11 protein-coding genes are annotated in these 12,875 nt (G+C 46.7%); 10 read left to right on the top strand and 1 reads right to left on the bottom strand.

All coding sequences use genetic code 11. The features are described from left to right. Positions 1-284: 284 nt before the first annotated feature. The 6 genes from BUR09_RS08745 to BUR09_RS08715 all read left to right on the top strand — a co-directional run bounded on the left by BUR09_RS08745 (position 285) and on the right by BUR09_RS08715 (position 6,759). Positions 285-1,733 (top strand): sodium:solute symporter family protein, encoded by a 1,449-nt coding sequence (locus tag BUR09_RS08745; protein WP_074216571.1) that lies wholly within the window; start codon positions 285-287, stop codon positions 1,731-1,733. Between the two features lie 422 nt (positions 1,734-2,155). Then, entirely contained in the window at positions 2,156-2,530 is a 375-nt protein-coding gene (locus BUR09_RS08735) for a RidA family protein (RefSeq protein WP_074216569.1), read from the top strand. A gap of 159 nt (positions 2,531-2,689) precedes the next feature. Beyond that, a complete protein-coding gene (locus BUR09_RS08730) occupies positions 2,690-3,805 on the top strand; it encodes an NAD(P)/FAD-dependent oxidoreductase (RefSeq protein ID WP_074216568.1) in 1,116 nt (371 codons plus the stop codon). Positions 3,806-3,836: 31 nt separating this feature from the next. Next, entirely contained in the window at positions 3,837-4,130 is a 294-nt protein-coding gene (locus BUR09_RS08725) for a (2Fe-2S)-binding protein (RefSeq protein ID WP_074216567.1), read from the top strand. Continuing rightward, the gene (locus tag BUR09_RS08720; RefSeq protein ID WP_074216566.1) at positions 4,130-5,512 is read left to right on the top strand and encodes an NAD(P)/FAD-dependent oxidoreductase; all 1,383 of its coding nucleotides are present in this window, start codon (positions 4,130-4,132) and stop codon (positions 5,510-5,512) included. Before BUR09_RS08725 ends, BUR09_RS08720 begins: the two co-directional genes overlap by 1 nt. Positions 5,513-6,381: 869 nt before the next feature. Further along, positions 6,382-6,759: a nuclear transport factor 2 family protein gene (locus BUR09_RS08715; protein ID WP_074216565.1), complete on the top strand. Its 378-nt coding sequence runs from the start codon at positions 6,382-6,384 to the stop codon at positions 6,757-6,759. Between the two features lie 147 nt (positions 6,760-6,906). Here BUR09_RS08715 and BUR09_RS08710 read toward each other — a convergent pair whose 3' ends face one another. Then, a complete protein-coding gene (locus BUR09_RS08710; RefSeq protein WP_084539402.1) occupies positions 6,907-8,070 on the bottom strand; it encodes a M20 family metallopeptidase in 1,164 nt (387 codons plus the stop codon). A gap of 199 nt (positions 8,071-8,269) precedes the next feature. Between BUR09_RS08710 and BUR09_RS08705 the strand changes: the two genes are divergently transcribed. The 4 genes from BUR09_RS08705 (at position 8,270) to BUR09_RS08690 (ending at position 12,859) form a co-directional block, all read left to right on the top strand. Further along, a complete protein-coding gene (locus BUR09_RS08705) occupies positions 8,270-9,841 on the top strand; it encodes an ABC transporter substrate-binding protein (RefSeq protein ID WP_074216564.1) in 1,572 nt (523 codons plus the stop codon). Between the two features lie 141 nt (positions 9,842-9,982). Further along, the gene (locus tag BUR09_RS08700) at positions 9,983-10,957 is read left to right on the top strand and encodes an ABC transporter permease (protein ID WP_074216563.1); all 975 of its coding nucleotides are present in this window, start codon (positions 9,983-9,985) and stop codon (positions 10,955-10,957) included. Positions 10,958-10,973: 16 nt separating this feature from the next. Next, positions 10,974-11,897: an ABC transporter permease gene (locus BUR09_RS08695; protein ID WP_084539401.1), complete on the top strand. Its 924-nt coding sequence runs from the start codon at positions 10,974-10,976 to the stop codon at positions 11,895-11,897. After that, positions 11,894-12,859, top strand: coding sequence for an ABC transporter ATP-binding protein (locus BUR09_RS08690; protein ID WP_074216562.1), 966 nt, complete (start codon positions 11,894-11,896; stop codon positions 12,857-12,859). Before BUR09_RS08695 ends, BUR09_RS08690 begins: the two co-directional genes overlap by 4 nt. The last annotated feature ends 16 nt before the right edge of the window (positions 12,860-12,875 follow it).

Genomic DNA, 12,875 nt, shown 5'->3' with positions numbered 1-12,875 from the left:
CGAATGCTCAAAAAAATTTCATCACCTGCTAAAAACAGGGCGTTTACGCCCTGTTTTTTTATTGTATAAACACTCAACTGTAATATTTTGTTACACTTTTTAGAAATCACTTTTTATAAAAGTAAAATCAACCATACCAGATAGTTAACCTGTAAAAATCAGGTGGTATACTCCTTGCTCATATCAAGTGCAGTCTTTGAATAGTGTGCTAAAATCATCTCGCTATTCTGTCATTTGTTGACGACTTTTTATGTCGATTAGCAATCAAACAATGAGGAGTATGCATGGGACTTCACTGGTTAGACATGGTCGTTGTATTCTTATACTTCGGGCTTGTCATTTGGATGGGCATCTACACTATGAGTAAAGTCGAAAGTTTCGACGATTACGCTGTTGCCGGTCGTAGTGTGCCAACTGCTATTTTATTTGCTACAATTGCAGCAACACTGTGTGGTGGTGGTGCTACAATTGGTCGTATTGCCTTTATGCACAAGACAGGCATCATTGTATTCGCTGGTCTTGTAGGCGTTGTATTAAACCAATTCTGGTCCGGATTTTTCGTTGCGGGCAAAGTTCGTGAAGCCGGAAAGAACATTTACAGCATTGGTGACTTATTTGGCCTGTACTACGGCCGCGCGGGACGCCTTTTCTCAAGTATCGTAGCGTTCTTATTCTGTCTTGCGCTGTTCGGTGTACAGATCCTTGCAATGGGTCGTATTCTCCAGACAGCAACAGGCATGGATCTCATTCCAGCTGCGATTCTCTCTTCCGTTATTACTGTTGCCTACACTTGGTCTGGCGGTATGCTCGCAGTAGTACTTACTGATGCTGTTCAGTACGTTGTTCTCGCAGTAGGTATCTCCCTGTGTGGTATTCTGGCTATGAGCAATGCTGGCGGCTACGATCACATCATGGAAGTACTTAACAATGCACCGGAAATGGCTACCAAGCTTCAGCTCTTTGCAGACTGGACTCCGATGCAGTTCTTAGGATTATTCCTTGCGTTCCTACTCGGCGAATTCTGTGCGCCATACTTTATTCAGCGTTACGCAACGGCTAAATCTGCTAAAGATTCTAAGAAAGGTGTTCTCATCTTTGCCGGTTACTACGGCTTCTTCCTTGCGACTACCGCAGGTATCGGTCTTGCTTCTCTCGTTCTGCAGCCTAACGTAGAGCCAGGTCTTGCAATGACCAACCTCGTTCGTGACACCCTGCCTATGGGTCTTGCTGGTATCGTGTTCGGTGCACTGCTCGCAGCGGTTATGTCTACTGGCGACTCCTTCATCAACACTGCTGCTGTTATCTACACACGCGATATCTACAACGAATTCATCGAGCCAAAAGCATCTCAGGAAACCCTGTTGAAACAATCCCGCTGGGCAACACTGATCATCGGTGGTGGCTCCATCGCAGTTGCTGTTCTCTTCCAGGATGTTTTCGGCCTCATGATTTACGTGTTCAAACTCTGGCCATCAGCAATCCTTCCTCCGCTGCTTATCGCGCTTTCCGGAAAAATCGGCACTTCCAAAATCTCTCCATACGCTGGTGCACCTGCTATCATTGCCGGCCTCGCAACCTGCTTTATCTGGGGTGACAAAGTACTGCACGATCCGTTCGGTATTCCAGCGAACCTTGCTGGTATCGTAGCCAACTGTGTTGTTCTGTTCATCGTTCACATGGCAACTAAAAACAAAGAGCCTAAAGGTGCATTCGTACCTGAGCAGCTTCTGTAGGAGGATATATGGAAGTTATCGTTAAGTACGTTATCTACGCCTCCTTTGTACTCAACATCATTTGTGGCGCATGGGTAGCCGTAAACGTTATTAGTTGGGTAAAAAGCTTAGGCAAAGACAGTTAGTCACAACGGCCGCCTGCTCTGCGGGCGGCCGTCATTCCCAAAACGAATTCTGTTGAATCACACAGCCTGCCTTTATAGCCAGATTCAACAAATTCAACAGATTCAACCTGCTGATTAAACATAAAGAAAGATTGCAATTTTTGCTTCGCCATAAACGAAAGCGCATGTGGCACCTGCGTTCTGAAAAAATCCTTCATAGCGCCAGAGCGCAGGCTGCCATCCCCTATTGGTTCAAACAGCGTAAGCGTTTGTTCTCAGATTAAAAAACAACGTACTCATACTAAAAAGGATCACACAATGTCTGCAATCACAAGACACGGAACACATCCAAGACTGCCAGTTTCTAACGCAGTAGAAGCAAACGGCTGGCTTTACGTTACCGGTCAAGTTCCTCGTGATGAAAATGGTGAACTTCTTGCTGGCAACATGACTGCTCAAGCTCGTCTTACCTTAAACAACCTTGTCAAAGTAGTCACCGAATCCGGCTACGAAATGAAAGACGTAGTACGTGTAGGTGTATGGATCGATGACCCACGCGACTTTGCTGATTTCAACAAAGTTTTTGCAGAATTTTTTGACATTGAACACGCGCCGGCACGTGTAACCGTTCAAGGTTCCATGGTTTGCGACTGTAAAATTGAAATAGACGCAATTGCGTACAAAGAATCCTAATAAGTAGGTAGTATTCCAGCTGGAAGCTTCCTGCCGGTTACTATTTTTTCATTTACTCACTTTCTCCAGATTACGGAGCTGCACCGAAAATCTGGATGCTGCTCAGATATACATTTTAAGCAGATACGATGTTACTGCAGGAAAAAAGAGGATCGCATAATGCGACAAAATTTTGATGTGCTCATCGTGGGCGGTGGCGTTACAGGCGCTGCTGTGGGCTACGGGCTTGCTAAGAAAGGCGTCAAAGTCGGCGTAGTGGATGCAACACCTCCGGTTGATCGGGCTTCCCGAAGCAACATGGGGCTGATCTGGTGCCAGTCCAAAGCACTGGGTCATAGAAACTACGTTGAATGGTGCTTTAATTCTTCCAAACTCTTTGGTGAGCTAGCCGAAGAGCTAAAGAAAACGTCCGGCATCGACATCGAATACACCGAGTCAGGCGGCATTATCCCCTGCTTAGGTGAAGAAGAATTTACTAAACGCAGTGACTACCTTGACGCCCTTCGTAAAGAAGCTGGCGAAGAAGGGTATCCAGGCACAATGATGACTCGCGATGAGCTTGAAGCTAAGCTCCCGAACATCACCTTCGGCCCGAACGTTACCGGCGCTACCTGGTGTGCAGAAGACGGCCTTGTGGAGCCGTTAAAGCTCATGTTTGCTCTTCGGCACGGTATGGCAAACCTTGGCGGCACGCTTATTCCGGACACCAACGTAATTGACATTGTCAAAACAGATTCCGGCTACCTTGTAACTACAGATAACGGTGAAATTGAATGTACCCGTCTGGTACTTGCCGGTGGTCTTGGCAACCGTCAACTCGCCGGTAAGTTCGGCGTTTCTGTGCCTGTAGTTCCTAACAAAGGTCAGGTATTCCTTACCGAACGTGTTCCAGACGTCCTGCCTTCTCCGCTTCTCGGCATCACCCGTACTCGAGGCGGCACGATTATGATTGGTTTTGAACATGAATACGTTGGAACAGACACATCACTCCATACAGAAAAATTCTGCCACGTAGCAAAATGGGCAACCGATATCTGGCCTGCCCTTGCAGACCTGCGCATTATCCGCACATGGAGCTGCTTGCGTGTATGGCCTAAAGATGGCTTCCCGATTTACGACAAAATTCCGGGACACGAAAACGGCTTTATTCTTAATGCCCATAGTGCTGTCACTCTTGCCGCTATCCATGTTGCTGAATTACCAGACTTTATCATGGGTAACGATATCTGCAAGACCGCAGCTGATTTTACGCTTTCACGTTTCGACGAGAAGTAGCTCGCCGTAGTTTTCATTTGGAGCTTTTTTCATGTCTACAAATACATCCACAGCGCAGGACACCGTAACTATCTTCTTTGAAGATGAGCCCCTGACCGTTCCTGCTGATATTTCCGTAGCTGCTGCCGTTCTGGGACCGGGTCACGCCGGACACACTGGGAAAAATCCAGTTAAGGGTGACAACCGTGCTCCTGTATGCCTTATGGGCGTCTGCTTTGAGTGCATGATGGAAATCGACGGTGTTCCTAACCAGCAGTCCTGCCTCGTCACCGTACGCGAAGGAATGAAGGTGAAACGCCAGAATACCATCAAGGAGAAATACTAATGCAGGAACAGTACGATTTACTCGTTATAGGTGCAGGCCCTGCCGGTCTTTCTGCCGCAAGCGCAGCTGCTGAAAATGGTCTGGACGTTATTCTTCTTGATGAGCAGGAGTTACCTGGCGGTCAAATTTACCGCTCTGTTTCCGGTAAAAAAAGTTTTAAAAACTTCCTTTCTAAGGAAGATCGTAATGATGGGCTGAACCTTGTTGACCGCTTTAACAGAAGTGGCGCAATTTATCTGCCAAAAACAACTGTCTGGGACGCTGAACCGGGACGAGTTTTATGTAGCTCCGACGGCAAGTCACGAGAAATCAAGGCTCAGTGCATTGTTGTTGCTACCGGTGCAATGGAACGTCCTGTTCCATTCCCTGGCTGGACAACACCGGGTGTTATGAGTGCAGGTTCCGCTGACCTTCTCTACAAAAGCGCCGGCATCGTACCACACGGTCCGGTTGTAATTGCAGGCAATGGCCCGCTTATTCCACTGGTTACAAACCACCTTACTGAACTGGGCGTTGAAGTCGCTGGTGTTCTGGATACAAGCCCAATCCAGAACAAAGCTACCTCCATGCTACATATGCCGCTTGCCATGGCGGATATCCCTTTCCTCTTCAAGGGACTCAAAATGGTAGTGAACATGTTCCGTAGCGGTGTAAAGCAATACTGTGGCGTAACTGACATCAAAGCAGAAGGTGCTGGTCAGCTTGATCGAGTAACCTTCACTCATCGTGGTCAAACCAAAACGCTCAAAGCGGCTACTCTGCTTGTTCACGAGGGAATGCTTCCTCGCACACACGTTTCACGCATGCTTAAGCTTGAGCATAAATGGGATAAAACCCAGCGCTACTGGTATGCAAAAACTGACATGTTCGGTCGCTCCAGCAGAGACTCCATCTATGTTGTAGGTGACGGTCAAAAAGTTCATGGTGTGTACGCAGCAGCAGCCAAAGGTGAACTTGCCGGTATTGACGTAGCACGCCGTCTGAATGTGCTTAGTGAAAAAGCAGCCCAACTTCAGATCACACCTGTAAAAAAACGTCTCTACAAAGCTCTCGCACCACGCGGTTTTGTTGATGCGTTCTTTGCACCGAAAAAAGGTCTGTTCGACGTTGCAGACGACGTATTGGTATGCCGATGCGAAGGCGTAACAGCAGGTGACATTCGTCAGGCTGTAAAAGAAGGCTGTCACGACGTAAATGAAATCAAGTTACGTACCCGCTGTGGCATGGGACCATGTCAGGGACGCATGTGCGGTGGTGCGCTTGCTGAAATTGCAGCAGCAGCACTTAATATCGAGGTTCCGAATGTTGGTGCGCTGAATATCCGCCCACCAATTCGTCCAGTAACAGTTCGCGAATTACGTGATTTTCCCGAAGCAATGTAGCTAGAGGTTACACTCTTACAGTTATCAGGAGTTATTCGGTATTCCACCATTATCCCAGTGAATGCATGGCTCCTCAAGACAACACATTGCCACAACCGGCTGCAATGTATTTACTGTCTATCGAAACACCTCTGATGACGGTTACAAGCTAAGGACGCATGGAGTGATTCTTCCGCAAGCTCCGGCACGGATATTTCAACGAAGTCCGTGCCGGTCACTCCTCATAGCCTCAATAATTAATTTAACACTTAAAAAAACAGTAGGCAGAAAAGCAGCTACTTGAACAAAATGTAACTACCCCCCCAGTGCAAGATATCAACGCACAAGTTTAAGTAGTTGCCTTTCTGCCTACTGTACTAATTATTCTAAATAAATTTCAAGTTTGTAATACGTTACCATTGCCCACTTCTAGTCCTCGTAAAGCAAATCTGATTCCCACGAAGATTTACGACTTTTACATAACGTAATACAAACAAACATAGCCTTACATTGCCCGATGTAAGGCTTTTTCATTGCAGTATTCAAATATGAATACTATCTCGACTGTATTAATCGGATTTGTTGCAACGATGAAACATATAAAATGAATTTTTATCTGCGCATTTCTTTAAAGCAACATCACCTTTTAGGTGGACAACATGTTTCAGGTACCATACCATCTAATGCCATAGAAACATTCTATGCAGAGATATGATTTCATGTAAGGGAAGCGGTTTCCCTTGGTCGATTCCGGCTGAAATTTGCGACAGAACAAACAGTATACTTTTTACCGAAAAACACAGCTAGCGCATAGAAGGGTCTGTGTTTTTCGATAGCAGTGGATATCGCCCTTTACGATATCTGCTGTTTCCCTCTGCAAGGAAAAAGACATGCAAGCTGAAATTAAAGAAATTATTGAATTTTTAGAAACTTACTTCATCATGTTGTACGAAGGCGACGCAGAAACCATGGAAAAAGTTTTCCATGAAGGTGCGCACATCTCTTTTGTTGACAACGGCGAAGTAACCATCGCTGGTCGTGACGTGCTCAAACAGCGCATCGCAAGCCGTAAGTCTTCCAAGGAAGCAGGTGTACCACGCGAAGACAACATCCTCGCTATCGACTTTATCAACGAAAACTACGCAATGGTTAAAGTTAACCTCGTAATTGTTGATCGCCTCTTCACCGACTACCTCTCTCTTATTAAAAACAACGGTGAATGGATTATTGTTTCAAAAACTTTCTACTCAGAGCCTCTCGCTAAGTAAGCGAAACGCAAAGAGTATTCCGTTTCTGGCGTAAGAGTATTCAACTCTTATTCAATATGTTCTGTCGCAACGTTCAGCCGGAATTTAGGCCTAAAAAAAAGGTGGGTAGCAATACTCCACCTTTTTGTATTTGTAGCTTTTTCCTGATTACTTACAGCAATAACGCTTCCAAGCTTCGGCAACAACAAGCGTTGCGAGAACAGTACGCTCTGGAACTGTACTGGCAACGAGATATTCATCAACTGAATGCAAATTACCACCTCTTGGACCGAGACCGTCAATAACAGGAATACCAAGCTGAGACATGAAGTTTGCGTCTGACCCGCCACCACACTGGGCACATTGAATCTCAAACCCATGCTCCACGCCTATTTCCTTAATCATGTCGTAGAGCCCAAGTATCGCATCATTTGTAACCATGGAAGGGCGTGCAGTAATTGTTGATACGGTACAAGTTGTTGCGTTGTTAAACGGATTTGCGGCAAGGTTCTGTATGGTCTCCCACACCCTGTCGCCACTATTTTTTTGGGTATAGCGAAACTCGACAATGGCTCGGGCTTTTTCCGCCACGGTATTAGCGCCTACACCACCTTCAATTTTCCCAACGTTAACACTTGTTCCTTCTTCAGGATTATTCAGTTCTTCATAAGCCTGCACCTGCTTAGCAAGTTCGAGAATCGCGCTAGCTTTATCTGCCCCCACATTCCCTGCGTGAGCAGCTTTACCAGTAACTTCCAGCTCAAAGGTCATACGTCCTTTTCTGCCGATAACAAACTCACCACCCTCTTTGGTAGATTCAAGAACAAACCCTACGAAACTGTTTTCTGTTTCTTTTAATATCAGTTCAGAAGAATCACTTGAGCCTGTTTCTTCATCAGAGTTGCAAATCATAGCTATAGACATATCTTGCAACAAACCAAGAGAATCAAGAGCCTTAAGAACATAGATACCCAATACAAGACCACATTTCATGTCTGCTACACCAGGGCCATAATAGGTAGTTTCATCTTGGGTGAAGGTATTGAACCCGAGTTCAGAAGGAAAAACAGTATCCATATGTCCACACATAAGGATGCCTTTTCTCCCTTCCTTGTGAAGCTGCGTCTCAATAACGAGGTTATCACCGACGTTTTCACGAGGCTCACGGCGAACATGCAGCCCCATGGATTCACACTCCCCCTGAATGACCGATGCTACTGCGTCTACCCCTGCCTTGTTTCCGGTATAACTATTTATTTCAACTAATTTTTTAAGTAGCGAAACCATGTCCTGCTCACGCGCTGCAATGAACTCTTGTACTTTCTTAATCACGTCTAATTCCTTACCTTTTTGTAACTTTCAACAAGACAGAACTTACATTTTATTGTATGGAAAATCGGAAAGGCTTTGATATCACAGTACAAAAATAGTTGCGACCTATGCATATTTTCGGAGATTCTCTTGATCCTCAAGGTTATTTTTTGTATAGTCGCGCGATTTTTGAGTGAGACTAACAAGCAAGGAGAGAATTATGCGTAATAAATTTATGGCTCTCGTCACCGTCTGCATGTTGCTGCTCGTATGCGCTTCCGGCGCATTCGCTGAGACGCTGACCATTGGTCTGAAAGGTGAACCAACATCTCTTGACCCACACTTCCATAACGTTAACGCAAACAACGAACAGGCAATTTATGTTTTTGACAAGCTTATCCGTCAGGATTCCCGTCAGAAACTTATGCCGGGTCTCGCTGTTTCCTGGACTCCAGTAAGTGACAACGTGTGGGAATTTAAACTCCGTGAAGGCGTTACTTTCCACGACGGCTCCCCGTTTACTGCAGAAGACGTTAAATTTACTATCGAACGTATCCCTACTGTTCCTAACAGCCCTTCCTCTTACACAGGCATGGTTAGTGCCATTAAGAAGATTGAAATTGTAGATCCGCTTACCATCCGCTTCCATACCGATGGTCCTTCCCCACTTCTTCCACGTAACATGGCAACCTTCAATGTTATTTCCAAGAAGTACGGTGAAGGTGCGACCACTGCCGATTACAACTCCGGTAAAGCTACTATCGGCACCGGCCCGTACAAACTGGTTGAATGGAAACGCGGCGACGCTATTATCTACAAGCGTAACGATAACTACTGGGGTGAAAAACAGCCTTGGGACACCATCATTGCTAAGCCAATTACTAACGATGGTACCCGTGTTGCTGCACTCAAATCCGGTGATGTTGATCTCATCAACTTTGTTCCACCGGCAGACGTAGCACACCTTTCAAAAAACGCTAAAATTGCTCTTTCAAAGTCTCCTTCCACCCGTCTTATCTACCTGCACCTTGATTCTGACCGTGATGACACACCGATGGTGACTGACAACAACGGTAACAAAATCAAAAACCCAATGAAAGACGTACGGGTACGCAAAGCTATTTCTAAAGCTATCAACCGTAAAGCTATCGCTGCACGCATCATGGATGGCCTCGCTGTTCCTGCTGCTCAGATGCTTCCTGAAGGCTACGAAGGCACCAGTAAAACCCTCAAGCCTGAAGCTTACGATCCTAAAGGTGCTAAAGCTCTGCTCGCTGAAGCTGGCTACCCTGAAGGTTTCAAAATTACCATCCACGGCCCTAACGACCGTTACGTAAACGACGGTGACATTGCACAGGCAATTGCTCAGATGCTGACTAAAGTAGGTATCAAAACTGAAGTAAACACTATGCCCAAGAGCGTGTACTTCGGCAAAGCTTCTGCTCTTGAATTCAGCCTCATGCTCGTTGGCTGGGCAACTGATACCGGTGAGCACTCCAACTGCATCGGTGCACTGCTCCACACTTACGACAAAGAAAAAGGCTTCGGTTCTTCTAACCGTGGTCGTTACTCCAACCCTAAGGTTGACCAACTGCTTGAAGAAGCACTCGTTACTGTTGATCCTAAGAAGCATAACGAACTTCTCGTAGAAGCTGTTGAGCTTGGTATGGGCGAAGTTGGTATCGTACCTATCCACTACCAGGTGAACGTTTGGGCTATGAAAAAAGGTCTGAACTACAAAGGTCGTACTGACGGTTACACCCTTCCACGTGCTGTGAGTGTTGCGAAATAGCACTTTGGTTTAACTTGCAACGCGGCACTGCTGCCGTTCTCTACAAGTTATTCTTATTGTTTTAAATCTGAAGGGACGTGACCATCACGTCCCTTCAGCCTGTTTTTACCCCTTTTGGCTTTTTTGGAGCGTCATCCCTTTATGCTCGCTTTCCTCATACGTCGCATTTCGCAGAGCGCTGTCGTTCTGCTTGTTATGTCCCTACTGGTTTTCGTAGGCGTATTTTACATCGGTAACCCTATCGATATCCTGATTGCACCTGATGCAACACCGGCTGAATACGCACGCGCCGTCCACGAACTGGGGCTCGATAAACCACTGTGGGAGCAATACACCATCTTCCTGAAAGGTGCTCTGCACGGTGATTTCGGTAATTCCTTTGTGTACAACGAACCGGCTCTCAAGGTTATTCTTGATCGCCTTCCGGCTACAATGGAACTTGCGTTTACCGCTATGTTTATCGCTGTTATTTTTGGTATTCCGCTCGGCATGGTTGCCGGCATGAAAGCAAACCACTGGATTGGACGAAACATTATGCGTTTCTCCATTCTCGGGTTCAGCCTGCCTACATTCTGGGTAGGACTTATGCTTATCATTATATTTTCTGTACATCTGAACTGGCTGCCTTCAGGTGGACGAGGTGAAACCACTATGCTTCTCGGCATACCGGTAAGCTTCCTGACGCTTAACGGTCTTGCGCACCTTATTCTTCCGGCTACAAACCTTGCCCTGTTCAAAACTTCGCTTGCTATCCGCCTTACACGCGCCGGTGTGCAGGAAAATATGCAGATGGACTACGTTAAGTTTGCCCGCGCAAAAGGGTTGTCAGAAACCCGCGTTATCGGTCTGCATGTTATGAAAAATATTATGATCCCTGTTGTTACAGTTCTCGGTATGGAGTTCGGTAGCCTTATTGCTTTTGCAGTAGTTACCGAAACCATTTTTGCATGGCCGGGAATGGGCAAACTGGTTATCGACTCCATCGGCGTACTTGATCGTCCGATTATTGTAGCCTACCTGCTCATCACCGTAACTATGTTCATCATCATTAACCTGATTGTGGACATCCTATACTCCATCCTTGACCCTCGCGTACGCCTTGGTCAGGAACGATAACCGCAAGGACTCTGATATGGCAGAAAATACTAATGAAGCTATTGCTCAGGCTCCTGCGGTTCATGACGAATCCTTGATCTTGCTGGCAGTAAAAGAATTTTTCGAAAACCGTGTTGCGGCTCTCGGTCTGATCGTTCTTCTTGTAATAATCGGCATCGCCTTGTTCGCACCGTACATTGCACCACAGAACCCATACGACCTTATGTCCATTGATATTATGGACGGCAAGCTCGCACCGGGCTCTTCATCGTTTGACGAAACTATTACCTACTGGATCGGCACTGACACGCAAGGCCGTGATATGTTCAGCGCCATCCTTTACGGGCTGCGTATTTCTCTTGGCGTAGGTGTTGTTTCCACACTGATTGCGCTCGTCATCGGTGCAATCATCGGTCTCTGGGCAGCATATATTGGTGGAAAAACAGATGCTGTCATCATGCGTATTGTTGACTTGCAGCTAAGCTTTCCAGCAATCCTTGTTGCTCTTATCCTACTGGCAATTCTCGGTAAGGGTGTAGACAAAATCATTCTCGCACTGATCCTTGTCCAGTGGGCGTACTACGCACGTGCTATCCGCTCCAACGTATTGGTTGAACGCGGCAAGGAATACGTCGAAGCAGCCAAATGCCTTGCTTTGCCACAGCGTAGGATCATGTTCTCACATGTACTACCGAACTGTACTCCTGAACTTATTGTAATCTCAACCGTTAAAGTAGCTAGCGCTATTGCGCTTGAAGCAACCCTATCCTTCCTCGGCCTTGGCATGCCAATTACCGAACCTTCATTGGGTCTGCTTATTTCTAACGGTTTTAAGTACCTACAAAGCGGCTACTACTGGATCAGCTTCTATCCGGGCGTTGCCCTGCTTATCCTTATCGTGAGCATCAACCTTGTTGGTGACAGATTACGTGACGTTCTGAACCCGAGGTTGAAACGATGAGCACTCCACTTCTTGAAGTTAAAGATCTTAAAACACACTTCTTCACCCGTGCAGGTGTGGCAAAGGCTGTTAACGGCATTTCCCTCACCATTGAAAAAGGTGAAGTTGTGGGCATTGTTGGTGAATCCGGCAGTGGTAAGTCTGTAACAGGCTTCTCCATTATGGGGCTTGTAGACGAACCGGGTCGTGTAGTTGACGGCTCCATTAAATTCAAAGGCCGTGAACTGCTAACGCAGACTACTGAAGAATGGCGTAATTTCCGCGGAAACGAAGTTGCCATGATCTTTCAGGATCCAATGATGACCCTGAACCCTGTTCTGCGCATCGACACTCAGATGATTGAAGCAGTTCGCGCCCATGAAAAAGTCAGTAAAGCAGAAGCGCGCAAGCGTGCTATTGAGGCGCTGGCAATGGTGGGTATTCCATCACCAGAAGAGCGTGTAAAAGCATACCCACACCAGTTCTCTGGCGGCATGCGTCAGCGCGTAGCAATTGCAACCGGTCTGCTCAACCGCCCTGACCTGATCATTGCGGACGAACCGACTACCGCGCTGGACGTGACCATCCAGAGCCAGATTCTTTCTGAAATGCAGCAGCTATGCCGAAAAACTGGCATGTCGCTCATGTGGGTAACACACGACCTTACTGTTATTGCTGGTCTCGCGAACCGCGTAGCCGTAATGTATGCAGGCAAGATTATCGAAGAAGGCACTGTCGAGGCAGTTCTCGATAAGCCACTGCACCCATACACTGAAGGACTTGTGGGCTCCGTACCTAGCCGTAACCATCGTGGTGAGCCGCTCTTCCAGATTCCTGGCATGACTCCGTCATTAATTAACCTGCCTGAAGGCTGCTCCTTCCGTATGCGCTGTCCAAAAGCGACAGATGAATGCCTAAACGAACCGCCTGTAACCGAACTGGACAACGGACGTCGCGTCTGTTGTTTCCACCCAAACCTGTAACCCATGCACGGAAACA

This window comes from Halodesulfovibrio marinisediminis DSM 17456 (genome assembly GCF_900129975.1).
In the GTDB taxonomy this organism is placed as follows: Bacteria; Desulfobacterota; Desulfovibrionia; order Desulfovibrionales; family Desulfovibrionaceae; genus Halodesulfovibrio; species Halodesulfovibrio marinisediminis.
This window is presented reverse-complemented; position numbering and strand designations above follow the sequence as displayed.